The sequence below is a fragment of the Enterococcus camelliae genome (assembly GCF_042685105.1).
Taxonomy (GTDB): Bacteria; Bacillota; Bacilli; order Lactobacillales; family Enterococcaceae; genus Enterococcus_G; species Enterococcus_G camelliae.
Genome location: NZ_JBHUMO010000058.1, coordinates 21,299 through 45,400, shown reverse-complemented (window position 1 = coordinate 45,400; position 24,102 = coordinate 21,299). Strand labels below are relative to the sequence as shown.

The 24,102-nt window shown below is 38.9% G+C and carries 28 protein-coding genes, 2 pseudogenes and 1 other annotated feature; of the genes and pseudogenes, 22 read left to right on the top strand and 8 right to left on the bottom strand.

Going from position 1 to position 24,102, the window contains the following annotated elements:
• Positions 1–61 precede the first annotated feature (61 nt).
• Entirely contained in the window at positions 62–718 is a 657-nt protein-coding gene (locus ACFSR0_RS09990) for a copper homeostasis protein CutC (protein ID WP_379982439.1), read from the bottom strand.
• Positions 719–805: 87 nt separating this feature from the next.
• On the opposite strand from ACFSR0_RS09990, the gene ACFSR0_RS09985 reads away from it, so the two are divergent.
• From ACFSR0_RS09985 to recD2, 4 genes are all read left to right on the top strand, one after another.
• Positions 806–1,651 (top strand): putative RNA methyltransferase, encoded by an 846-nt coding sequence (locus tag ACFSR0_RS09985; RefSeq protein WP_379982375.1) that lies wholly within the window; start codon positions 806–808, stop codon positions 1,649–1,651.
• Positions 1,652–1,871: 220 nt separating this feature from the next.
• Positions 1,872–2,381 (top strand): tRNA (uridine(34)/cytosine(34)/5-carboxymethylaminomethyluridine(34)-2'-O)-methyltransferase TrmL, encoded by a 510-nt coding sequence (gene trmL, locus ACFSR0_RS09980; protein ID WP_379982373.1) that lies wholly within the window; start codon positions 1,872–1,874, stop codon positions 2,379–2,381.
• A 20-nt stretch (positions 2,382–2,401) separates the two neighbouring features.
• Positions 2,402–3,052: a histidine phosphatase family protein gene (locus ACFSR0_RS09975; RefSeq protein ID WP_379982371.1), complete on the top strand. Its 651-nt coding sequence runs from the start codon at positions 2,402–2,404 to the stop codon at positions 3,050–3,052.
• The gene (gene recD2, locus ACFSR0_RS09970; RefSeq protein WP_379982369.1) at positions 3,027–5,600 is read left to right on the top strand and encodes an SF1B family DNA helicase RecD2; all 2,574 of its coding nucleotides are present in this window, start codon (positions 3,027–3,029) and stop codon (positions 5,598–5,600) included. The genes ACFSR0_RS09975 and recD2 overlap by 26 nt, the downstream gene beginning before the upstream one ends.
• 101 nt (positions 5,601–5,701) lie before the next feature.
• On the opposite strand, the gene ACFSR0_RS09965 is transcribed toward recD2, so the two are convergent.
• Entirely contained in the window at positions 5,702–6,670 is a 969-nt protein-coding gene (locus ACFSR0_RS09965) for a diacylglycerol/lipid kinase family protein (protein ID WP_379982367.1), read from the bottom strand.
• A gap of 503 nt (positions 6,671–7,173) precedes the next feature.
• On the opposite strand from ACFSR0_RS09965, the gene ACFSR0_RS09960 reads away from it, so the two are divergent.
• Entirely contained in the window at positions 7,174–7,473 is a 300-nt protein-coding gene (locus ACFSR0_RS09960) for a hypothetical protein (RefSeq protein WP_379982365.1), read from the top strand.
• A 156-nt stretch (positions 7,474–7,629) separates the two neighbouring features.
• Complete coding sequence (locus ACFSR0_RS09955) at positions 7,630–8,127, top strand: QueT transporter family protein (RefSeq protein WP_379982363.1); 498 nt, start codon at positions 7,630–7,632, stop codon at positions 8,125–8,127.
• Between the two features lie 53 nt (positions 8,128–8,180).
• Here the strand turns inward: ACFSR0_RS09955 and cbpA are convergent, their stop codons facing one another.
• On the bottom strand, positions 8,181–8,822 hold the full coding sequence (cbpA, locus tag ACFSR0_RS09950; RefSeq protein ID WP_379982361.1) for a cyclic di-AMP binding protein CbpA: 642 nt from the start codon (positions 8,820–8,822) through the stop codon (positions 8,181–8,183).
• A gap of 158 nt (positions 8,823–8,980) precedes the next feature.
• Between cbpA and rpmG the strand changes: the two genes are divergently transcribed.
• From rpmG to ACFSR0_RS09930, 4 genes are all read left to right on the top strand, one after another.
• Entirely contained in the window at positions 8,981–9,133 is a 153-nt protein-coding gene (gene rpmG / locus ACFSR0_RS09945) for a 50S ribosomal protein L33 (RefSeq protein WP_379982359.1), read from the top strand.
• Between the two features lie 15 nt (positions 9,134–9,148).
• On the top strand, positions 9,149–9,319 hold the full coding sequence (gene secE, locus ACFSR0_RS09940; RefSeq protein ID WP_379982357.1) for a preprotein translocase subunit SecE: 171 nt from the start codon (positions 9,149–9,151) through the stop codon (positions 9,317–9,319).
• A 116-nt stretch (positions 9,320–9,435) separates the two neighbouring features.
• A complete protein-coding gene (gene nusG, locus ACFSR0_RS09935) occupies positions 9,436–9,978 on the top strand; it encodes a transcription termination/antitermination protein NusG (protein WP_379982355.1) in 543 nt (180 codons plus the stop codon).
• A 65-nt stretch (positions 9,979–10,043) separates the two neighbouring features.
• The gene (locus tag ACFSR0_RS09930; protein ID WP_379982353.1) at positions 10,044–10,919 is read left to right on the top strand and encodes an alpha/beta hydrolase; all 876 of its coding nucleotides are present in this window, start codon (positions 10,044–10,046) and stop codon (positions 10,917–10,919) included.
• 102 nt (positions 10,920–11,021) lie between these two features.
• Here the strand turns inward: ACFSR0_RS09930 and sdaAA are convergent, their stop codons facing one another.
• Positions 11,022–11,894: an L-serine ammonia-lyase, iron-sulfur-dependent, subunit alpha gene (gene sdaAA, locus ACFSR0_RS09925; protein ID WP_379982351.1), complete on the bottom strand. Its 873-nt coding sequence runs from the start codon at positions 11,892–11,894 to the stop codon at positions 11,022–11,024.
• Positions 11,895–11,905: 11 nt separating this feature from the next.
• The gene (gene sdaAB, locus ACFSR0_RS09920; protein WP_379982349.1) at positions 11,906–12,571 is read right to left on the bottom strand and encodes an L-serine ammonia-lyase, iron-sulfur-dependent subunit beta; all 666 of its coding nucleotides are present in this window, start codon (positions 12,569–12,571) and stop codon (positions 11,906–11,908) included.
• 231 nt (positions 12,572–12,802) lie between these two features.
• Between sdaAB and rplK the strand changes: the two genes are divergently transcribed.
• The 4 genes from rplK (at position 12,803) to rplL (ending at position 15,181) form a co-directional block, all read left to right on the top strand.
• The gene (rplK, locus tag ACFSR0_RS09915) at positions 12,803–13,225 is read left to right on the top strand and encodes a 50S ribosomal protein L11 (protein ID WP_379982347.1); all 423 of its coding nucleotides are present in this window, start codon (positions 12,803–12,805) and stop codon (positions 13,223–13,225) included.
• Positions 13,226–13,332: 107 nt separating this feature from the next.
• Entirely contained in the window at positions 13,333–14,022 is a 690-nt protein-coding gene (gene rplA / locus ACFSR0_RS09910; protein ID WP_379982345.1) for a 50S ribosomal protein L1, read from the top strand.
• Positions 14,023–14,073: 51 nt separating this feature from the next.
• Positions 14,074–14,200: a sequence feature (ribosomal protein L10 leader region), on the top strand.
• A gap of 33 nt (positions 14,201–14,233) precedes the next feature.
• Complete coding sequence (gene rplJ, locus ACFSR0_RS09905; RefSeq protein WP_379982343.1) at positions 14,234–14,737, top strand: 50S ribosomal protein L10; 504 nt, start codon at positions 14,234–14,236, stop codon at positions 14,735–14,737.
• A 78-nt stretch (positions 14,738–14,815) separates the two neighbouring features.
• Positions 14,816–15,181, top strand: coding sequence for a 50S ribosomal protein L7/L12 (rplL, locus tag ACFSR0_RS09900; RefSeq protein WP_379982341.1), 366 nt, complete (start codon positions 14,816–14,818; stop codon positions 15,179–15,181).
• Between the two features lie 108 nt (positions 15,182–15,289).
• Here rplL and ACFSR0_RS09895 read toward each other — a convergent pair whose 3' ends face one another.
• The 3 genes from ACFSR0_RS09895 to ACFSR0_RS09885 form a co-directional block, all read right to left on the bottom strand.
• A complete protein-coding gene (locus ACFSR0_RS09895; RefSeq protein WP_379982339.1) occupies positions 15,290–16,429 on the bottom strand; it encodes a tyrosine-type recombinase/integrase in 1,140 nt (379 codons plus the stop codon).
• Between the two features lie 95 nt (positions 16,430–16,524).
• The gene (locus ACFSR0_RS09890; RefSeq protein ID WP_375035197.1) at positions 16,525–16,800 is read right to left on the bottom strand and encodes a DNA-binding protein; all 276 of its coding nucleotides are present in this window, start codon (positions 16,798–16,800) and stop codon (positions 16,525–16,527) included.
• A gap of 118 nt (positions 16,801–16,918) precedes the next feature.
• Complete coding sequence (locus tag ACFSR0_RS09885) at positions 16,919–18,151, bottom strand: replication initiation factor domain-containing protein (protein WP_375035198.1); 1,233 nt, start codon at positions 18,149–18,151, stop codon at positions 16,919–16,921.
• Positions 18,152–18,315: 164 nt separating this feature from the next.
• Here ACFSR0_RS09885 and ACFSR0_RS09880 point away from each other — a divergent pair, with 164 nt between their 5' ends.
• The 8 genes and pseudogenes from ACFSR0_RS09880 to ACFSR0_RS09845 all read left to right on the top strand — a co-directional run.
• A complete protein-coding gene (locus tag ACFSR0_RS09880) occupies positions 18,316–19,137 on the top strand; it encodes a helix-turn-helix domain-containing protein (RefSeq protein ID WP_375035199.1) in 822 nt (273 codons plus the stop codon).
• Between the two features lie 618 nt (positions 19,138–19,755).
• Entirely contained in the window at positions 19,756–20,091 is a 336-nt protein-coding gene (locus ACFSR0_RS09875) for a helix-turn-helix domain-containing protein (RefSeq protein WP_379982336.1), read from the top strand.
• 41 nt (positions 20,092–20,132) lie between these two features.
• Positions 20,133–20,696 (top strand): Rgg family transcriptional regulator, encoded by a 564-nt coding sequence (locus ACFSR0_RS09870; RefSeq protein WP_379982437.1) that lies wholly within the window; start codon positions 20,133–20,135, stop codon positions 20,694–20,696.
• Between the two features lie 88 nt (positions 20,697–20,784).
• Complete coding sequence (locus ACFSR0_RS09865; protein WP_379982435.1) at positions 20,785–21,345, top strand: matrixin family metalloprotease; 561 nt, start codon at positions 20,785–20,787, stop codon at positions 21,343–21,345.
• A gap of 22 nt (positions 21,346–21,367) precedes the next feature.
• Positions 21,368–21,787 carry a hypothetical protein gene (locus ACFSR0_RS09860; protein ID WP_379982334.1) on the top strand — a complete coding sequence of 140 codons (420 nt, stop codon included), beginning with the start codon at positions 21,368–21,370 and terminating at the stop codon, positions 21,785–21,787.
• 3 nt (positions 21,788–21,790) lie between these two features.
• Positions 21,791–22,024 (top strand): IS66 family insertion sequence element accessory protein TnpB, encoded by a 234-nt coding sequence (tnpB, locus tag ACFSR0_RS09855; RefSeq protein ID WP_379982433.1) that lies wholly within the window; start codon positions 21,791–21,793, stop codon positions 22,022–22,024.
• A gap of 176 nt (positions 22,025–22,200) precedes the next feature.
• A pseudogene (locus tag ACFSR0_RS09850) lies at positions 22,201–22,742 on the top strand (IS66 family transposase zinc-finger binding domain-containing protein); the annotation flags it as partial.
• A gap of 80 nt (positions 22,743–22,822) precedes the next feature.
• Positions 22,823–24,102 (top strand): annotated as a pseudogene (locus ACFSR0_RS09845) (IS3 family transposase); the annotation flags it as partial.

Below are 24,102 nucleotides of genomic sequence, written 5' to 3'. Positions count from 1 at the left end.
GATGAATAAAGAGGAAAAGCAATGATTTTTCTTTATTCAGCTGGCTTTTTTTATTTGTCGCTTACGCCTCGCTAGTGCTGGCTGGCAGGTCAACAATCTTGGTTCCATGAAGTTCAACGTTACCTAAAGCAGCCCAGACGTGTTGTTTATTTTTACTCGTTATTCCCCCACCAATAATAAAGGTGATTCGTTGATCGGCATTTGCGATTAGTCGTTGCAAGTGAGGATATTGCTTCTCAATCGGTACAGTAAGTGGGCCCCCGTGAGTCAATACACGGGTGACGCCGTGATCCGCTAGCCATGTGAGTGCTGGCAATTGGCATTCAGTCGGAATCAAATCAAATGCCATATGGAAGGTAACCTGCATCCCCTCTGCTTGTCCCAGTAAATCAAGTAAGGCTTCTTTATCCAATAAATGCTCTTTTGTGAGACATCCTAGGACAAGCCCATCGACACCTATTTTTTGGACTTCGAGTATATCGCGTTCCATCATCTTTAATTCAAGGTCATTATAGACAAAATCACCGGACCTGGGACGAATCATCACCATCAACGGAATTTTCTTTTCAGTCGTGTAGGCAAAACTTTCCGCGATGACGCCTAGACTGGGAGTAGTGCCACCAACGGCTAAATTGTCACAGAGCTCGATGCGTGTTGCTCCTGCATGCAATGCTTGTGGTATTTGGGTAAAATTTTCTGCACAAAATTCTTGGATCATTTTTTCCATTCCTCCATTCTCCTTGCTTCTACTCTAGCATTTTAGCATAAAGTTATGCTAAAGTAAGAAGAAGAGCGGAGGCGAGTCATGCTAAAAAAAATAGAACGTGGTCAACAGTTCGTCTGGCAACATACGGAGTTATTCCGGTGTCCCATTTGTTTTGCTACGATGACGAAACAATCACATGGATTAGCTTGTCAAAATGGCCATCAATTTGATGTATCCAAAAAAGGAACTTTGTATTTCCTGACGCATGCAATTGAGAGTGGCTATGATGCTTCTTTATTTCAAGCTCGTGGGCGGATGATTCAATCGGGTATGTATCAACCCATTATTCAACGCTGCGCAGAAGCCTTACCTGGTACGCGATTACTGGATGTTGGTTGTGGAGAAGGAAGTTTTTTGAATTTGTTAACAGAGCATGGACAACCGCAAGTGAGTATCGGTTTTGATATAGCCAAAGAAGGCATTTATCAGGCAACCAATCAGCCATATGGTGATTTTTGGTGTATGGCAGATTTAACCAACTTACCATTTGCATCTCAGACATTCGATCGTGTACTCAATATTTTTTCACCCTCGAATTATCAAGAATTTCGTCGCATTCTGGTCCCTGGTGGAAAAGTGATGAAGATTGTTCCGAATGCGAATTATTTAAAGGAACTACGCCAAGCATTCTATCCGGATAACCTTCACAAACAACAATATTCAAATGAACGTGTCCTTTCAAAATTTTTTCAAGAATTTCCCGATGCTACTCATGAAAGGTTTTCGTATGTTTTCAAAATACCAGCAAAGCGACAACGCGATTTATTGGAAATGTCCCCGTTAGAATGGGGGGTACCCTCTGTAAAAAAAGAAGAGCTGTATCAGCATCCACTTGAGACTATTACGGTTGATGTAGATTTGTTAATTGGAACGAAACCAATGTAATATTTACATTTTTTTCATTTAACCCTTGCATAAATAACACGGGAGTGATATATTGTTCTCAAGTCATTTTTCATTGGTTTTTATCAGCATCCTGTTCTGATAAAAGTTAGTGAAAAAAGCTTCACTAACGTAACAGCTCGCCGTGCTTGATCACCGAGTTGGTACGTTTTTTTTATTGAATGGAAAAAAATGAAGATACGATGGAAAAGGAGTCTTTTTTGTGAACCATATTGTACTGTTTGAACCTTTAATTCCAGCAAATACCGGAAATATTTCGCGAACGTGTGCCGCGACGAATGCCCCCTTGCATTTAATTGAACCATTAGGCTTTTCCACAGATGACAAACACTTAAAGCGGGCAGGTTTGGATTATTGGGATGCGGTTGATATTACTTATCATCAAGATTTAGCAGCTTTTTTAACCTATTTAGGTAATCGCCCGCTGCATTTAATTACGAAATTTGCCAATCAGACTTATTCTGAAGTGGATTACGCAGATGGAAAAGATCATTTCTTTTTATTTGGCAAGGAAACAACCGGGTTACCAGAGGCATTTATGCGTGAAAATCCTGACAAGTGTTTGCGGATTCCAATGAATGACGAACATGTTCGTTCGTTGAATTTGTCTAACACGGTGGCACTCGTTTTGTATGAAGCATTGCGTCAACAGAATTTTCCAGATTTGGAAAAAGCGCATCATTACACGAACGATAAATTAGACAATTACTAGGATTGGATGAGTGAGAGACAATGGATCTTTATTTTACGAGACATGGGAAAACGGAATGGAATTTGCAACGAAGATTTCAGGGAATGAAGGGGGATTCTCCCTTGTTGCCTTCCAGCTATCTTGAAATAGCAGCATTGGGACAACATATTTCAAATGTGCCTTTTGAATGTATTTATTGTAGCTCGGCTCAACGTGCACGAACCACGGCAGAGGAAATTAATAAACAATTGTCGCGACCAGTAAAAATTATTCCAGCCGATGAACTAGTAGAAATGGGCTATGGCATTCTTGAGGGCCAATCAATTGATGAGATGTTGACAAAGTATCCGACTGAGCTCGGCAATATGCGTTATCATATGGATAAGTATGATCCTACGCCATTTAATGGTGAAACAGTTTCGGAAATGATTGAGCGAATGACTGGATTTATTACCCAAAAAGTAGCTGAAGACAAGGGTCCCTTATTATTTGTTGGCCATGGCTCTTCAATGACGGCGGCACTCCAAGCATTAATTGGCAAGCCAGAATCGGAATACCGATCTATGGGTGGGCTTTTCAATAATAGCTTGACGATTTTAGAAACAGAGTCAGTCAAACCTCCCTATCAATTGAAGTGTTGGAACGATGCATCTTTCTTAGAAAAAGATGCCTCACTTGATTCATTGTTATAAAACAGAAAGGAGCGGGAACCAATTGTCAGAAAAGGTGGAATTTGTCGGCAAGGTTGCCGCTATTTTTTATCAAAACCCAGCCAACTTTTATAAAGTTCTTCTGATTGCTGTTGAAGCCACGACGGCCACTTTTCGTGAAACAGAAATAGTTGCTACAGGAAGTTTTGGAGATATTCAGGAGGAAGAAGGTTACCAGTTTGTTGGGGAGTTAGTTGAACACCCCAAGTATGGTCTGCAGTTAAAGGTGGATTCGTATCAAAAAGCCCAACCGACATCGGCTTCTGGTATTATTGCCTATCTATCAAGCGACAAATTTCCGGGGATTGGAAAGAAAACAGCCCAAACAATTGTGAAAGCCATTGGGGAGGATGCCATTGAGCAAATTCTCGAAAAACCTGACTTGTTAGCAACCATTCCTCAGTTAAATGAAAAAAAACGCAAGACTATTCTAGAGACATTGCGTCTTAATCATGGAATGGATCAAATCATCGTTGGGTTAACGAAGTACGGATTTGGTAGTCAGTTGTCGTTTGCTATTTATCAAAAGTATCGAAACCAAGCCCTCGAAATAATTGAAGAAAATCCTTATCAATTGGTAGAGGATATTGAAGGGATTGGGTTTAAAAAAGCTGATGTTATCGCAGAACAATTGGGAATTGGGGCGACATCTCAAGCTAGAATGCGTGCAGCGATTTTGCATCAAATTATTCAAGCAACTGTCCAGTCTGGAGATACCTTTATTCCAGCGAAGCGGTTGTTAGAGCAGACCATTTCATTGCTGGAAACCAGTCGTCCTGTTGAAATGAATCCTCAGCAGGTAGCAGATTGTGTCATTGAATTAATTGAAGAGGGTAAATTGCAGCAACAGGATACCAATATTTACGACAATCGACTTTATTTTGCCGAATGGGGGATTGCGACTTCATTGGACCGCTTAATGAAGCGTAAAAAGACCATTCAGTATGATGAAAAGACCGTAGCAAAGACGTTAAAAAAAATTGAGAAAAACTTAGGAATCGCTTATGGACTTTCTCAAAAAGAAGCCATCATAGAAGCCATTCATTCGCCATTCTTTCTTCTAACCGGTGGTCCAGGAACCGGAAAAACAACCGTGATTAACGGAATTGTTCAACTTTTTGCGGAATTAAATGATCTTGATCTGGATCCCGCTAGTTATACCGACGAAACGTTTCCTGTGTTGTTAGCTGCACCGACTGGTCGGGCAGCGAAACGAATGAATGAAACAACAGGTCTGCCTAGTGGCACGATTCACCGTTTGCTGGGATTGAATGGTCGAGAACAAGCTACTACATCATTGCCACCCAAGCAATTGGAAGGCGGACTCTTGATTGTTGATGAGCTTTCAATGGTTGATACTTGGCTAGCAAATACCTTATTCAAAGCGATTTCGACGAATATGCAAGTGATTTTGGTTGGTGATAAAGATCAGTTGCCGTCCGTTGGCCCTGGGCAAGTGATGCACGATTTATTAATGATTGAGGAATTTCCCAAAAAAGAGCTGATCGAAATTTATCGTCAAGGTTCCGAGTCGACCATTATCCCACTGGCACACGACATTAAGGATGGATACTTACCCGAAAACTTCATGGTAAATCAACCGGATCGGTCATTTTTTGCGTGTCAGGCGTACCAAATCGAACCGATTATTGCAAAAATTGTCGAAAAAGCGAAGGCAAAAGGTTTCACTGCGCAAGATATTCAAATTTTGGCCCCTATGTATCGTGGCGTAGCAGGGATTGATGCGTTAAATAAAATGATGCAAGAGATTTTTAATCCGAATGATGGACGCAAAAAAGAAGTACATTATAAGGAGACAGCTTTTCGGATTGGTGACAAAGTCTTGCAGCTAGTCAATTCACCAGAAGAAAATGTGTTTAATGGGGATATGGGTGTGATTGTGGGAATTACTTATGCGAAAGACTCCGAGGATAAAGTGGACGAATTGCACATCCAATTTGACGCCAATGAGGTGAGTTATCGCAGAAACGATTGGCACAAAATTACGTTAGCCTATTGTTGTTCCATTCATAAAGCACAAGGTAGCGAATTCAAAATGGTCATCTTGCCAATGGTCCACCAATACAATCGAATGTTGCAACGTAATCTTTTGTATACGGCAGTGACCAGAAGTAAAGAAATGTTGATTCTACTTGGTGAGTATGAGTCCTATCAGCGATGTGTCCAATTGGAATCCCATCTTCGTCTAACGACGTTGGTTGAAAGAATCACGGAGGTCGCAGGGTTTACAAATGAACAGCTTGTCCAATTAACACAAGAGGAGCAAGCACTGTATGAGGAAGAACCGTTTGCTACCACCAAAGTAGCGCCACTTGCACCAAAACGAACGGAAGAGGTTTCTAAAGAACCCACAGCAGTGCAGGAGCAAGGATCGTCTAAACTGGAAATTCAAAAACCAGCCGAACCATTTCGTTTAACGATGGAGTTAATTCAAAAACAAATGATTGATCCGATGATTGGTATGGAAGGAATGCAACCACTAGATTTTCAAGTTGCTAGCCATTCTTAATCAAGGAGAAAAAAGAGAGGTTCCTCCTTTAAGGAAACCTCTCTTTTTTGCGATGAATCGCCACGATGGAAAGTAAATTTAATGACTGGCTTTTGGTGTTTCTACCAAAAAGCTTGTTCCGTTAGTTGAATGGTTAAGTCGTAACAGCGAGCGCCGATTGATTCACCATCAATTTGGGTTTCTTCCGGCGTGGTTGTTACTAACCTTAATTTCTTAGCTGGGTAGCGATGGAAGGAACGTGAACGGAAATCTTTTTTTCGTAAAATATGATAGGCAAAATAGCAAAGTTTAAACCAAGCAACTTTTTCAACAATCACTAATTCAAACTCTGCTTTTTCCAACGAAACAGTAGGAGCGATGGCGACACCACCTCCAAAGTAAGGGTGGTTGGTTATGGTACAAAGGTAGGTTTTGTCCATACGAATGGATTGACCATTTATTTCAATACGTGAAGGAAATGCTTTTTGTTCAAACAGGCTGACTAAAGCAGAACTTAGGTAACTAAAGTGGGCAAGGTGCCATTTACTCAGCCATTTTTTTCGAGCGCTTTCATTGGTTTTCCTGACAATTTTTCCATCGAGTCCAATACCGAGATTGTTGAAAAAGACCTGACTATCTCCTTGAATTTGATCTTGGTAACTTAATAGTGGTAACGTTTTTGGTAGGCGCGTCTTTACGACTTGCCAGAATTGTTCAACTGGATCGTCTGGGAGTCCAAGTGCCCGTGCAAAATCATTCCCTGTTCCAGCTGGAATATAGGCAACAGGATAGTTAGCACCATATGCATGGAGCTGATTGACAACATGGTGCAATGTTCCATCTCCACCAATAACGAGCAACATCGGAAAGGTTTCTTCTGAACCAAGAGGTCTGTCATTAGGGAAACCATGCAATTTATTTTGTTCTAATAATGTTTGGACGAGCTGGGCTTCATGATTTGGGTACTCCGTCTGATAGGTGTGGTAAGTAAACTGATGTTCAGTTAATTCTGATAGTATTTTTTTTGCAACTTCGCTTCCTTTGCCACCACCAGCAACGGGGTTAATGATGACGTGGTAAATTCTTTTCATGTCTGACTCCCATCATACGACTTTTGGAGTTTATTATAGCATGTTCACTTTGGTTTCGGTAAGCAGGAGGCACTTTGCAAAAAAGGCAAAAAAAAAAGAGAGTCTGACCGTTTCTAATTGAAGGAGGCTGTCCATCTTTCATTACAAAATTTCTTCACTAAGATGCTTTTCATTAGGGTAAGGTTTGCGATGCCTGCTTCAATTTAGATAGTGCGGTCAGACTCATGGATAATGGTACGTAAGGAGTTTGTCAAATTCCCACATCCTTTTCATTTGTTAAGCTCACAACAATTCTGTTTAGGTAATGCCTTCTTCGATTACCTTACTGGGAATTCCTATGACCCCTTACAACTAGTTTATACCATAAATGAAACAAAAAAGCGAACGCTTACATTTTAAAGTAGATCAACTTTTTCTTTCTTAAACAATTCTTAATCAATTAGAAAAGTTGCATCGTTATACTCCTGTCTGTTATACTCCTTTGAGTAGAAGGAGTAGAAAAGATGAAATATTATCACTTGATCATGAGTTCCCTCGGATTATTTGTGCTCCAATTTGGTCTTAAGCACGTATTTCAGCTGTCAGGAAATACAGTCTTGAACGATGTGTTTGTTGGATTGCAAGGGCTACTACTAATAAGTTATGGTGGGTTGATGGTTGGATTTTTGTGGGTAGAAGCGAAGAAACCAACCAAAGTAAGAAAAACAAATGTCCAAGCGACCACGAAAAAGCAGGAAACTTCAATCAAAGCAACAAATGGCCCAGCAGATACCAAGGAAAAGCCTTGGTTAAAAGCTAGTTAAATTAGTTAATACGAAAAAGAAGGCAAAGAATCTCGTTAAAATGAGTGTCTTTGCCTCTTGACTTTGAATGCGTCGTTCACTAGAATTAGTAAGGATATTCTCGCGGTTCATCAACCATCCCGCGTTATCAAAACTAGGAGAAAGAAGGAAGCAACTATGCAACAAAAAAGGAACAGTTCTGTTCGGACCATTGCAGGCAATGCAATTATTATGGCATTGTATGTCGTCTTATGTTTTATCTTACCGTATCAATCAGGAGCCATTCAATTCCGCCTGTCTGAAAGCCTAAACCATTTGGTTGTCTTTAATCGCAAATTCATTTGGGGTGTTTTTGGAGGAGTTGTTTTGTATAATCTCTTTTTTGGTTATGGACCCATGGATGTAATTTTTGGTGGAGGACAGACGCTACTGGCTTTACTCGCCACCATTGGAATGAGTCGATTTGTAAAAAATGAAAAATGGCGCCTCGTCTTTAATTGCCTCTTTTTTACAGCAAGCATGTTTTTGATTGCACTCATGCTAATGTGGACGGCCAATTTACCATTTTGGCCAACATATGGTACGACTGCATTGAGCGAAGCGATTATCATGGCAATTTCCGCGCCTATTATGTATGGTGTCAATAAAATTGTAAAATTTGAACAACGATTATAAAAAAAGGCCTCAAATCAATCACTGATTTGAGGCCTTTTTGCGACAGAGCTGACTTAAAAGTCGGCTTGCAAATCTTCCACTTCCACAACTTTAAACAACTTGTTTTCCAATTGTTCAATAATTTTATCCCGCACCTGAACGGAAATCCCAGCAGGGAGGGTAATCAATGTTCGACGAATAAATTCATCTTTTCCAATATCTAAAGTAATACAACTTGCGATGCTACAATGTTTTGAAATGATTTTGGAAATCATAGCTAGGTCGCCTTGTTTTCCAGTAGAAGCAATCGTTAAGACATAACTTCCTTGCTCAATATTCCAAGATTGAGCTAAAACAGACAGCAATGAGCTGTGGGTTAAGATACCATAGAAATAATTGTTTTCATCGAGCACAGCAATGTAGGGCAATTCCTTAATAGTAAAGAACACATTAAAGAAAGAGGAATTGACATAGATAAATTTGGTGGCATTTTTTAAGAGATGTGTGACTGGTAAGGACATGTCGCCACCATTTGCTTTGTGACGATAGATGTGCATTTTGTAAATATTTCCTCTAAAAATTTTTCCGGATGCATCAAGAATTGGCACACAACGATAACCGGAATCTTCTAATATTTTTAAGGCTTCTTCTAATGAAGCATCCTCTGTAACTGTTGTTAGGTCTTGTTTTTTGTAGACCATCGTTTTTAAAAGCATAATCCTACCTCCATTTGAAATTTTCACTTTTATCATAACACAATCGAGGCAAAAACTTAACTATAACTGTCGAAAGTTACTAGCAGAGTTGTTTGACAGAAATGGGAAAAAATGCTATTTTAACTGGGTGGAATGAGAAACCGGCAGGAGGTAAGTTTATGGCAACCAAAAAAGCGGCACTTGCTTGTTCAGTTTGTGGTTCTCGGAATTATTCTAAGTCTGTGAGTGAAGGAAAAAAAGGAAATCGCTTAGAGATTAACAAGTTCTGTAAATATTGTAATCAATATACCATTCATAAAGAGACTAAGTAAACGGGAGGCAGCAGGATGAAATTTATTCGCAGTGTCAAAGAAGAAATGAAAAAAGTTACTTGGCCTTCAGGAAAACAATTACGCAAGGATACATTGGTTGTAATTGAAACATCACTGATTTTTGCAGTGTTATTCTTCTTGATGGACACAGGAATTCAAAAACTCTTTGCATGGATTCTTAAATAATTTTTTCAGGAAAGTGGCAGAATTTTTGTGTGCGTGATATAATGCAAGCGAGAGAAAAACTTCGGGTGTACTGAGGTTTTTTTATTTTACGAGAAAAAGACAAAGGAGTCCAAATGATGGAATCAGTAGAAAAAAGTTGGTATGTCTTGCATACATACTCTGGTTATGAAAATAAAGTAAAAACAAATATTGAGTCTCGTGCACAAAGCATGCGGATGGGAGACTATATTTTTCGGGTTGTTGTACCTGAAGAAGTTGAAAAAGAAGTGAAAAATGGCAAAGAGAAAGAGATTGTCCACAAGACTTTTCCTGGCTATGTGCTCGTTGAAATGATTATGACGGATGAATCATGGTACGTTGTCCGCAACACACCAGGTGTGACTGGCTTTGTTGGATCACATGGTGCTGGAAGCAAACCAGCTCCATTATTACCAGAAGAAATCAATAGCATATTGCGTTCTTTGGGAATGAGTACGCGTACGGTTGAACTAAAGGTTGCGTTAGGTCAAACCGTGAAAATCATTGAAGGAGCTTTTTCTGGCTTAGAAGGCCAAGTTAGTGAAATTGATGAAGAAAAACAAAAATTAAAAGTTAATATTGATATGTTTGGGCGAGAAACGAGTACGGAACTTGATTTTGACCAAGTAGATGCTATTTAAAAAAGTAGCCGCTGTTCATTTTGAAACAGCGGTTTTTTTGATGAATCGTGAAAGGAGAATGTGGGTTGAAAAAAATAGGCTATGGTTTATTAGTTGTTTTCTTTGTCTTGGGGTTGGTGGCTTGTCAAAGTGATGCGAGTCCAACGTCGACGGCAACTTCGACAACCACTCAAAAAACGACTATCAAGCAACAATCAAAAGCGATTCACTACTCTGGTGTTCCGACCCTTTTTTTTCATGGATATGGTGGGGGGACAACGTCTTTTGGCTCAATGCTGCAACGATTGGCACGCAACCAGGAATCAAAAAAAGAACTTACCTTGACGGTCCTTGACGATGGTTCAATTTTGGCGAAGGGCCAATTGTCTCAAAAAAAAGTGAATCCGACGGTGCAAGTGATTTTCCAAAGTAATAAGAGTACACAATGGAATCAATCGCAATGGATTGCAGCAGTCTTGAGTTATCTAAAAACGAGGTACCATATCGATACAGTGAATCTTGTTGGGCATTCAATGGGGGCCGTTAGTACAGTTGATTATTTGGAGCGTCAGAAACCAGATGAGACGCAGCCTCAAATTAAGAAAGTCCTGCTGATTGCCGGACCCTTTAATGAGTTCTTGGATACCTTGCCTTTTCAATCACAGGTGGACTTGCTGACGAATGGACCGGCGGAGCAATCTGTACGTTATCAACAATTTGTTGCCAATGCCAATCGAATTGATCAAACAATTGCTGTCGAAGTGATTAGTGGCCAACTTAATGCTCACGATCTCAGTGATGGGACCGTTCCTTTGGCCAGTAGTTTGGCAATTGTTCCACTTTTGCGAGACCAGGGAATCGACGTTGATTCACGGATTGTGCAAGGAGAAATGGCACAACACAGTCAATTGCATGAAAACAAGGAAGTTGATGAACTGGTTAGCCATTTCTTGTGGTACTAATTCTATTCATTGAACGGTATGATGGGAAACAAAAAATCCCCCGGAAAAAGCGACACATCAGATTTTCCAGAGAATTAACAAAAAAAGATAGAGAATGAACGCCTAGCGATTCGTTCCCATAATTGATTGGGTTAGTTTTTGCGCAGTTGGGGTCATTGCTAATCCACCTTCAGCTGTCTCACGAAACATTGATGGCATCTGGCGACCAACCTGATACATCGCTGCGACGACTTCATCAGGAGGAATGACACTTTCAATCCCTGCCAAAGCCATATCAGCTGAAATAAAGGCTTGCGAGGAACCCAAAGCGTTTCGTTTTACACATGGAACTTCAACCAACCCAGCAACCGGATCGCAAATCAGCCCCATCATATTTTTTAAGGTGATTGCCACGGCTTGTGCGGATTGATGGGCGGTGCCACCATTGGCTGCAACCAAAGCAGCTGAGGCCATCGCACTTGCCGAGCCGACTTCTGCTTGGCAACCGCCTTCTGCACCAGAGATGGACGCATTATTGGCAATGACAAGGCCAAAAGCCCCAGCTGTGAATAAAAAATCAAGCTGTTGTTCGCGCGAAAGTTGTAATTTTTCGCGGCAAGCCATTAATACACCGGGGACGACGCCGGCACTGCCAGCTGTAGGTGTGGCACAAATCAATCCCATCTTGGCATTCACTTCATTTACCGCAATGGCGTTGCGTACCGCTGTTAAAATCGTTTTTCCACTCATAAATGTTCCTTTGTCCAAGTAGTCATTCATTTTGGTTGCATCCCCACCCGTTAAGCCAGTGACGGATTTCACGCCGGCCACGCCTTCTTCAATCGATTGTTCCATAACCGATAGATTTCGTTCCATTAAGCGTTCGATTTCTTTACGAGAACGGCCAGTCATTTCCTCTTCGGTCGCAATCATCAACTCTGCAATCGACTGGTATTGGTTGGCTTGTTCTACTAAATCAGCAATTGAATAAAACATGTCAGGACTCCTTAATCAAAGTAAGAGGCACTATAAATATGAGCCAACTTACGAATTTTTTCTAAAACATCATGGTTGCGTTCATCCACCTCGATAATCATAATGGCTTTTTCCCCTTTTGATTCTCGTGTGACGGTCATCGTTCCAATATTTAAGCTCGCTTCCGACAACAATTGACTCACTTTGGCAATCATGCCTGGGACATCTTGATGGACAATAATAAATGTTGGTGTGCCTAGGGTTAGTGACAATTTGAAGCCATTCACTTCGGAAATTTGAATATTGCCACCACCAATAGAGATGCCTGTGACAGATAACTTATGGGAGCCCTTTGAAACAACCATGCGAACCATATTCGGGTGTTCGGCCTTTTCTTTTTTAGGCGTAAATAAGACTTCCATCCCCGCTTCATAAGCAAGTTTTAATGAGTCCCCTAAACGGCTATCATCCGGATCCATTCCCAAAAGACCACCGACTAAAGCGATATCCGTCCCATGCCCCCGATAGGTTTTGGCAAAAGATTCATAGAGGTAAATATCAACGGTATCCGGTTGTTCACCAAAAATATTGCGCACCACTTTTCCAATTCTAGCAGCTCCCGCTGTGTGTGAGCTACTTGGACCAACCATAACCGGTCCGATAATATCAAAAACGCTACGATAGTTTAATTGTTCCATTTTTTTCCACCTTATTCTTTCAACGTACGTTTGTAGTGTAGCACAGACCCTTGTTAGGAGCGACTAGTTTGCAAATGAAAACAAGAAAATAAGAAAAATAAGTTGAAATCATTGGAATATTTGCTATAATATCTAAGTGCGTGTAAATAATTATTTATAGGCATGGTTTACGTGGGAGGAGAAATACGTATCTCCAATTAACCACATCACGGACTTAAGGAGGTATGTCTCGTGGCAAAAAAAGTAGAAAAAATCGTTAAATTGCAAATTCCTGCAGGTAAAGCAACACCAGCTCCACCAGTAGGACCAGCACTAGGTCAAGCAGGCGTGAACATTATGGGATTCACAAAAGAATTCAATGCTCGTACAGCTGATCAAGCAGGGTTAATTATTCCAGTTGTTATTTCTGTATATGAAGACCGTTCATTTACATTTGTAACAAAAACACCACCAGCAGCAGTCTTATTGAAAAAAGCTGCTAAAATCGAAAAAGGTTCAGGTGTGCCAAATAAAACAAAAGTTGCAACTGTTTCTAGCGACCAAGTAAAAGAAATCGCTGAATTAAAAATGGAAGACCTAAACGCAGCTAGCGTCGAAGCAGCTATGCGCATGGTTGAAGGAACTGCACGAAGCATGGGGATTGTTGTTGAATAAGTTTTGACAAGCCCTAAGGAAGTAGCTTCTCAGTTGGCTCTTTATTGAAAGATAAAGAACACGTGGGAGGTTCTACCGTTATAACCACATTCAAGGAGGAAACACAAATGGCTAAAAAAAGCAAAAAAATGCAAGAAGCATTAAAAAAAGTTGATGCGTCAAAAGCTTATTCTGTTGAAGAAGCTGTCGCATTAGCAAAAGATACAAATATCGCAAAATTCGATGCAACAGTTGAAGTTGCCTACCGTTTAAATGTTGATCCAAAGAAAGCAGATCAACAAATTCGTGGAGCAGTTGTGCTACCAAACGGAACTGGTAAAACACAAAAAGTTTTGGTTTTTGCAAAAGGCGAAAAAGCAAAAGAGGCAGAAGCTGCAGGTGCGGATTACGTTGGGGATTCTGACTTAGCTCAAAAAATCCAAGGTGGTTGGTTCGACTTTGATGTTGTTGTAGCGACACCTGATATGATGGCTGAAGTTGGGAAACTTGGACGTGTATTAGGTCCAAAAGGGTTAATGCCTAACCCTAAAACTGGTACAGTAACAATGGACGTAACGAAGGCTATCAATGAAGTCAAAGCCGGTAAAGTTACCTACCGTGTGGACAAAGTTGGAAATATTCATGTTCCAATTGGTAAAGTATCATTTGATGATGCAAAACTAGTTGAAAACTTTAAAACAATCCACGATGTATTAGTAAAAGCAAAACCAGCTGCGGCTAAAGGTGTTTACATGAAAAATATCACTGTAACGACTACTTTTGGTCCTGGTATTCATGTGGATACAACTTCTTTCTAATTTATAGAAAAGAACTTGACTTAGCTACCTTATTTATGATAAGGTAGCTAAGGTTAATAATTAACTGTACCGAAGACAGTAGGTGACTAGGTCATAATTCCTACCGAGGACAAACATTGAAGATCGTTTCAATAGTCCCTCTATGTCTACGGTGGCATAGGGTTTTTTTATTTAAAAAAAACTCTTCCATCAAAATCAGGAGGTGAAAAAAATGAGTGAAGCAGCTATTGCTAAAAAAGCCGCTATCGTTGAAGAAGTAACGGAAAAATTTAAAGCATCATCATCTGTTGTTGTTGTAGATTACCGTGGTCTGACTGTTGACGAAGTGACTCGTTTACGTAAACAATTGCGCGATGCGAACGTTGAAATGAAAGTGATCAAAAATTCAATTCTTACTCGTGCCGCACAAGCAGCAGGTCTTGAAGGATTAGAAGAAGTATTTACTGGTCCAACAGCCGTTGCGTTTAGTAATGATGATGTTGTTGCACCAGCGAAAATTATCGATGAATTTGCACAAGATGCAAAAGCATTGGAAATCAAAGGTGGCATCATTGAAGGCAAAGTATCAACTTTGGAAGAAATCACTGCTTTGGCAAAATTGCCAAACCGCGAAGGATTACTTTCTATGCTTTTATCTGTACTACAAGCACCAGTCCGCAATGTGGCTTATGCAATCAATGCAGTTGCAGAAAAAGAAGATGGCGACGCAGCTTAATTGCCGCATGACCCATTTGCACATTTGAAGATAACGAAATAGTAAAAGAAAAAACCAATTAAATGGAGGAAACCAATCATGGCATTGAATATTGAAAACATTGTCGAAGAGCTAAAAGGCGCGACAATCTTAGAATTAAACGATTTAGTTAAAGCTATCGAAGAAGAATTTGGCGTATCTGCAGCTGCTCCTGTAGCTGTTGCTGCAGCAGGTGCTACTGCCGCTGAAGAACAAACAGAATTTACTGTTGAATTAACAGCTGTTGGCGATCAAAAAGTGAAAGTTATCAAAGCAGTACGTGAAGCTACTGGCTTAGGCTTGAAAGAAGCGAAAGCTGTAGTTGATGGCGCTCCTGCACCTGTTAAAGAAGGCATTTCTAAAGAAGAAGCAGAAGCATTAAAAGCTACTTTAGAAGAAGTTGGCGCTTCAGTAACAGTTAAATAATTACTTTTCTGATTAGAGAAGTCAAAAGCCTTGATTTAACAAGGTTTTTGACTTCTTTTTTTTGTTTAGATTGTTTTGACCATCCTTTTGACCATCCCACTCTAAAAACTAGAATTGGACATAGTTGGCAAACTTCTCTGCTACTACATCTTTTTGTTTTTTTGTGATATGAGTGTAAATGTTTAAAGTAGTCTGAATATCTGAATGTCCCAGACGATCTTGAACTTCTTTCGCTGAGAGCTCAGCTTCAAATAATAAACTACAATGGGTATGTCGAAATCCATGAATCGAAATATTTGGAAACCCATATTTGTCACATAAACGAGCTAATAATTGATTAGGTCTCGTCATCGCGAGATAGTTATTCGATTTGGAAGCAAAAACCAACTGATCTTCTTTCAAAGTTTTAATACCATACATTAACAAATATTCTTTTTGTTTTATCTTCCATTTTTTCAGAACTTGTACAGTAAGCTCATCAAGTGAGATCGTTCGGTTGGAATGCTTTGTCTTGGGAGTTGTTGCTTCAACTTGATTTTTATTATTGAGAGCGGCAGTTTTGTTTATCGTAAGCATTCCTTGTTCCAAATCAATATCATCCCAGGTCAATGCTAAGAGCTCCCCTTTTCTGATACCACTAAATGCCAATAATCGAAAAAGTGGGTAAGTCAGAGGAAATGAATCTTCTTTATAGCATTCCAGAAAGCGTTTCAACTCATCAACTTCAAAGAATTTCAATTTGGCTTTCTTGATTGTTCTTTTCCCAGTAGAGAAAGAGACATGTTTCATTGGATTATCAATCAAGACATTCATCTTGATAGCAAAATCGAAAACGGCAGTTGTGTAAGATTTTAAAGCGCGGTAGGTGGCATAAGAATCCTTCCACTCGTTGACAGCTTTTTGACAGTAGGGAATGTTGTATTTTGCGATTCGCTTATTGCCAAATTTTTTGCCGATATTATTTTTGAAAAGAAAGATTACTCTTCGATAAGTACTTTCTTTAACGGTGTCTTTATATTGAGTCAACCATAAATCTTTGATTTGATCGAAAGTATAATTTTTCTCGGGACAATATTTGTTGTCTTGGGCTTCAACTTCAAGCCGTGATTGGGCCATTTTAGCTTCTTTTTGTGTTCTAAAACCGCGGCGGGTTGTGAAACGTTTTTTTCCTGTTAGTGGATCGATTCCAAGATACACCTTAATTAGATAAGCTTGTGAACCATCTTTTTTTGTATATTCTTTGATCATAATTTTCTCCTTTGATTCACTCGCCAGCATATCAAAGGCAAATTGTTTCTCCCTTCTAATCGTAATCATAGACAGCGACTTGGTTTTGGTCAAGGCTATACTTTTTGTTGATCTAAAAATGAACGAATATCTTCACGATCAAAGCGTAGTTCTTTACCAAATGGAATTGTCAGTAATCCGTGAGCAATCCAATCATTCAACCGATCATCGCCAATTTTTAGTACACGCTTTACTTGTTTGCGATTAGGGTAGGGGGGTAGCTCTGAAGCCAATGGATCTTTAGCTTCATTTTCATTCACTTGTTTCAATACTTGTTGGACGATTAATTCAGTGAATTGATCGTCAATTTCTATTGGTACATTGACCGTCATGTGATTCCTTCTTTCAAATTTTTGAAAGATTTACCAAATTTTTTCACTATGCTATACTACACTTGTCGAGGGCGGAGTACGCTGCACAGTTTGATGTGTAAGCAGTGCTTTGCTTTTTTTAGCATCTTTCTCTTTGTCTTTTTTGACGTAATTCGTGTTCATAATAATCGACCTCTGGTTGATAAAAATCGGGTTCCTCACGCATATTTTCCATAATCTTTTCTTGATGGGGATTCATTTCGCCGGTGTCGATAATCGCTGTCAACAAGGATGAGCCAAATAGTCGATCAACCTCATTGATAAATGATAGGGTAGGTGCAACTCCATGGGACAGCCAGTTGATACTTTTGGAGAAAGTCTGGGGTGTGGTTTCCAGTGACAAACTTATCTCGCCGTGATTGCTGATAAATTCCGCCCATTTTGGATCAATTCGGGTGCCTGGTTCATCGGGATCACCATCGTAGAAACAAACAGCTCCGTTAATCAACTCGAAAAACAAGCTTTCAAAGTCGGAAGAAGTCATCATTTGTTCGGCTAATTTCTGGGCTTTTTCTTTCCGATACCTTAATTCAAACCGATTCTTGATGGTGGCATCTTCCAAGGAAATACCGCGCCGCTTCCTTTGTTCGTAATCTTTTTGATAAAAGCAAAAACGACAGTTGCTCTTTCTTGATCCGAGATAAAGCGTCAGGCCATTAGAATCTGAGTTTGAGATATCAGTCGAATAGTTAACATCGCTGGTACGAAAGACGGTTTTGATGTGACCAAGTTGAGTTTTCTGGGCGAGTTCTGGAATATCAAGTATCCCAACAGGGTCATCCAAGGTGAAGTCAATACGGGTAAAATTTCCTTGAAATTGAAAGACTTTTGCAAAAAAATCTTGCCAAGTCATTTTCCTAGTATTCAGTAACATTGCCAAATGTTTGCATCCCTGGCCGGTCAAATCGAGCAGCGTACCCTTTTCAGGATCATCCACCGAATAGAGGACGTTGATCGTATCATTTCGTGTAAAACGCCCGGTGTAGCCCAATGGTGCAAAATCGGTTTGCTCAAAATATTTCAGCTTGATTCCTAATACTTCTTCAACCAGCTTTTGATAGTCATTTGAGAAAAAATGAATCGCCAAGTAATCGATAAGAATCGTATACTCAGGCTTGGCTTCTGTTTCTCGTAGACAATCAAGCAATTTATTAAGTGTATCTTCTGAAAGTCTTCGGGTACCTTTTTCAAATTTAGCTAATAGTGAGCGGGAAATACCGACTTTTACTGCCAGATCCTTTTGTGTCCACCTCCTGTCTTCTCGTGACTTCTTGATGGATAGTCCGAGTTCTTGTAAATCACTTGTTCCCATAGAAAACCTCCTTTAATGGATAAGTACCAAAATAAGTACGAAACTATAGTACCGCTGCTGTTCAAGAATGTCAAGAGAAATAAGTTCGAAAAAAAGTACTTTTTGATTGGCAGTGGGTTATTGTTTTGATAAGATGAAGGTGAGATTGAAATGGAGGAAGCGTTATGAATCAGAATGCCAAAGAAGTAGGGCAACGAATCAAGAAAATCAGAACTGATTTGGGATACAGTATGGCGCAATTCGGTGAGTTGATTAGTCATTCTCCCAAAACCACCGTTAACAATTGGGAACGAGGCGTTAATTTACCTAAAGAAGACAAGCTGAATAAGATTGCTATTCTTGGGAAAACAGAGGTGAACTACCTCCTATATGGTACACCAGAAGAATTTATGGATAAGTTGGTGGAAGAGCATTTTCACTTGAAAATCAATTCAGTGATGTTGGATCAGATGGTGTCATTTCTCAAACAGCAGAACGTGGATCTTTACGATGAAATAACGATTATTGATTTCATCCAAGGTATTATCGACTCTGGCGCCATTTCAGAGCAGGAAGAACCGTATTTGGTTTATTCAAAAGTAGCTGGTACCAACGAGCTGTATTTAGTGAACGCAGCTAATGATCCGGTGGATACAGCACCGCAATACTATGCCTACATTGAGGAAGAAAATGCGACGGTCCATTTTTTGCCATATACCTTCGCCAAACGACAAAGAGCTTTGTATAAGCATCAACCGAATCTGCAAGATCAAGTGACGATCGATTACTATACACGAACCTTTGAGCTGTTAAACATTCCGTTAAAAGAAGCAACAATCATCTATTATGGTATCGATACGAATCATTTGAAAGTCGATATTGGTTGTTATCGCTATAATCAAAAATCGAAAGTATTTGATCAGCTAGAAAATAAAGCTAATCACTATTACAAGACTTTTCTAGCTGAGGTGAAGAAAGAAATTGCCTATTTGTCTATTACTCGTTAGTTAGCTGAATCGGATAGACTAATAGAATGTGACAAATCTTGAAACTGGGTGACAACGAAAACGCTGATATGCCAGGCTCCAATGGGTAGTTGAAGCAGTTCCCAGTTTCTAGTTAGCCCCCTGTTAGTTAGCCCCCTGTTAGCCCCCTGTTAGAAATAGGGGCTAAGCATAATCAATAAACCAAAGACGTTCAGCCAGGCTTCACCGCTGAACGTCTTTGGTTTATTGATTGCTCAAGTAAATGTGTCTGATTTTTAAGTTCTTCCATATTGAAAAGTTGCTCATAGTAGTATAACTCTGGTCGTGTCCGACCATATTTTTTTGTAGTCGAGAAGTATCGTTGAGATTCCAAATTTCAACTTTTTGGAATCTGATGATTCATCTCTAAATATAAATTGAAAATGTTAATCATGTGATGTAGTCTAAAATTATGGATAAGTAAGATGAAAGCGAAGAAAAAGACAGGTTAAACATTTTAAATAGCCATTCTATGGTAAAAGCAACTTAAAATTGTAGGTACGTTTTATCGTTACCGTTGACAATACTAGAAGGGAAAAAATGCAGTTGTTTTATTCCATTTCATCTCAGCTATATCGATATGAATAGTAGTACGACGTAGTGAAAGCGGATATAAAAAATGAAGGGGCTGACACTGATATGAGAAGCAATGAGGAATCAATTGGTAAATTATTAAGGAAAATGAGGAAAGAAAGAGGTTTTACCCAAGTACAGTTATCACAGGGGATATGTTCACGAACAACTCTTGCTACAATTGAGACAACGAACTTGACGGTGAATGTTGATTTATTAGAAAAACTATTACATAGAATGAATGTTGATCTTTATGAATTTCAAATTCTTAGAAAGAGTTTTGCTTACAAGAGTAGGAAAGAAATATACAAAGATCTTCAATTGAAATATGAAGAGGGAGACCTATCTATTGAAAAGTTATAAGAGGAAATGCAGGATAACTATAAGAAAACGGGGAATATTGCATATTTAGCTATTTTTATGGTTTTTGCAAAAAAATTCTTCAAGAGAATATTTCATCTCATCTGGGAGAATATACTTATGAAATAGAGAAAATCCAGAAATATTTCGAAACGGTTACACAATATACTACTTATGAAATAAGTGTTATGGCAAGTTGCCTCTTCCTTTTTAGCACTGAAACAATCCTCGTACTTATTGGAGAATGGGATCGAAGAATTAGCAAAAAGCATTCTTACAGTTTTCAAACTATCAATAATATTCTTGCTTTTTATTTAAACGCAGTGCAGCTTTGCCTTGAAAGGCAGGAAGTCGAGGCAACATCTAAAATATTAAAAAGTTTAGAAATATATGATCTAGAATTACCGAATCGTGTGTATTATAGATTGATGGAAAAGTACTATAAAAGTCTTCTAGACATGGTACTAAAAGAAACCACAAATAAAGATATAGAGAAAATTTATGATTTGTTTCTTTTCTTAGGATATGAGCGAAAATCTGAAACGTTAAAAAGGAATACTGAAAACCTACTGAAACTAAATAAATGTCGAGATTCTTTGCAAAAGTAACTTTCCTTTTTTGAGCATGTGATAATTAACTTGTTAAAAATTTTCACAGAAAGGAGGAGTAAGTAACAATGGATGTACTTAATTGGGAATGGGTAGAAGAATTTTTTGTAAGACTGTTTGGATAAATCAAGAAGATTGGAGAGAAAAAAGTATGAAAAAGATGATTGTTACTCTAGTACTATTGGTTATGGGGATTTTTTCATTTAGCAGTAAAGCGAATGCGTATGTATTGAATAGTCAAGATGTCGGCTATACCTGTCAATATCAAAATTTGTCGAGTGGGAGTGGATATACTACCCATCTAAACAAAGCGACAGCTTGGAATTACAGTGGTGCCAAAGTATATGTTAAATCAAGTAGTTCTGGATATATAAATATCTATCAAGGAGTTGTAAACACTGACAATGGCAACTACGGGGTCTGTTACTATAATAATTCCAGACAAAGTGATATTAGATATTACCGTGCTTTCATCAATGCATCGTCAGCAGTTAGAAATGAAACCGTTGTCCATGAGGTTGGGCATGCATTAGGACTTAGTCATACACAAGCAGCTAATAACAGTAAAGCAGTTATGCGAGCCACTGGTTTCAATAATAAGGCATATCCTTTAGCCGACGATAAAGCTGGAATGAATGCAAAATATTAAGTAAAAAAATGAGGTGGAAAAAATGAAAGCAAAAAAAATAATTATTACATTGGCTGCAGCTGTTTGTTTAGGTGTAGCAGTATATGCGATACATGGCAATCTTGCAAACGATAAGCCAGAACAACATGCTACAGAGGAAACCAGTTTGGATAATGGAATGAAGGATCATTTGTTTGGTAAAAATCTATTTCTTGATGCTAAAATGGATGGGTATGATAGTTTAGCCGATTTAGAAAAAGATACAGATCTGGTAGTGATCGCCAAGAAAATCGCTCAAGATGATCCCACTATCATTTATGGCCAAGAAGATAGAATTGATATTGCTTATACATTGTCACATTTCAAAGTATCAAAAGTTATTAATGGCAATCAGTTAAACCCTGGCGATGAATTTACGATGCTAGAAAATCAAGCATATAATAAAAAACAAGGATTAACCTAGCATATCTACGTTGTATGTGGGAAAACGGATTTACGGAAAGGCATTGACGGCTTAGCTAGCCTCATCCAACAAGATTATCAACTGGACTTGTATGAAGATGCCGTCTTCCTATTTTGCGGAAATCGGCAAGACCGCTTTAAGCTTCTCCATTGGGATGGTGATGGTTTCCTTCTTTGTTATAAACGAATCGACAATGGTCGATTAAAATGGCCAAGAAAGAAGAAATTCGAACCCTAACGAATCAGCAGGTTGGAAAGTTTGAGTGTAGATCAACCCAAGGCCATTTCACTAGGCAAAAAAGGCAGCTTTTAAATAGAGGTTTCACACAATTACTTGTGTGAAGCCTCTATTTTTTTTACATTTTTTGTGGTATTTTAGACCCAGATTAATCCTGTTGGAAGGAGGAAGAAGTTTTGGAAAATCAAGATGTACTGCTTAAATTACTTCAAGATTCGAATAAAACGAATCAGGTACAGCAGCAAACCATTCAAAATCTAACAACCGAAATCCAACTGTTAAATGAAAAAATCAATTATCTAACCAACAAATTATTTGGTCGTTCCAAAGAAACTCTTCCCGTCGATGACAATGGACAGCTTAATTTATTTAACCAAGAAACCGCCTTTGAAGTGGTCTCAGAGGATGTTCCTTCATCTATAACGGTAAAAGGGCATCAACGGGTGTTGGGCACAAAGGCCGATAAACTGAAGCATTTACCCAAAACGAGTCTAGAATATGTCCTACCATTGGAAGAGCAGTGTTGCGAACACTGTGGTTCACAAATGAAAGATATCGGGCGCACGAAAGTGCGCGAAGAAATCCGATTCCATCAAGCTATGTTAGACGCTCTTGTTCATTATCAACATACTTACAGTTGTCAAAAATGTGAAAAAATGGAATTTCTTCTTTTAAAAAATCAGCTGTTCCCAAACCTTTGATTTCAAACAGCTTAGGTGTTTATGGCAAAATAAAAGTGCAGAGTTGGGGGTGCGGACATAATCCTGGACCAAAAATGAACTCAGGAGGAATGCCCGTATGTTTTCCCACGAAGAACGTGTAAAAGCAATTCAGTTATTTTTAAAGTACGATTGTTCCTATGTAGCTACCATTCATGAATTAGGCTATCCGTCAGTTGGCGCACTTCGCAAATGGTACAAGGAATATTTGATATCTGGAGAGCTTCATTCGGATTACCCCAAAAAATCAAAGTATTCTGAAGAACAAAAACGAATAGCTGTGAATCATTATTTTGAATATGGACAGTGCTATGCAAGGACGATTCGACTGCTTGGTTACCCGAATCGAGAGTCTGTACGACAATGGTGTGAAGAACTAGCGCCCGGGGCTAGAAAACTTAGGAAAAGTGCGGTACAGTTAAACCAAGATCAAAAAGATGACGTGTTGAGAAAGTTTTACAAACCTCGAACCAATAGAAAAAAGTTAGCTAAAGATGAAGGCGTCAGTCGAGGATCGCTTTACCAATGGAAAAATACGTTTCTTGGAAAGGATTTCCCATTTCGCATGACTTCAAAAAATCAAGGCAACCAAAAAGAGTTACTTTTAAAAGAAGTGGAAGAATTACAAAAACAAGTACACCAATTACAAATCGAAAAAGCATTGCTAGAAGGAGCTGCTGAACTGCTAAAAAAAAGAAAAAGGCATCAATCTTCTTTATCTATCAAATCAAGAAAAAACGATATTGGTTGATGCTCAAAGAAATCGATTTACGTTGAAGGAGCTGCTTTAACAACTTAAGTTGTCTAAAAGTAGCTATTTTTATCAAAAAAAGGCACTTGAGAAACCAGATAAATATGTTGAAGAACGTCAATTGATCATGACTATTTTCAACAGTAACTTCTGTGCTTATGGTTATCGCAGAATTCACCAAGCTTTAAAAAACATGGGGAAAAGCCTATCTGAAAAAGTCATACGGAGATTAATGCTTGAGGAAAACTTGATGATTAAATTTTCTAAGCAAAAAAATACTCTTCATATGTTGGAGAAATTACTCCTGCACAACCAAATCTTTTGAATCGTCATTTCAAAGCAGAAAAACCAAATGAAAAATGGTTAACAGATATTACTGAGTTTAAAATTCCCGCAGGAAAAGTTTATTTATCCCCACTTGTTGATTGTTATGATGGAGCTATTATTAGCTGGACCATTGGAACAAAGCCTGATTCAGAATTAGTGAATACTATGCTAGATACTGGGGTAGCTACCTTGCAAGATCAAGAGCATCCGATTATTCATTCGGATCGTGGTGCTCACTATCGATGGCCAGGTTGGATTGAACGAATGCACAAGGCAAACTT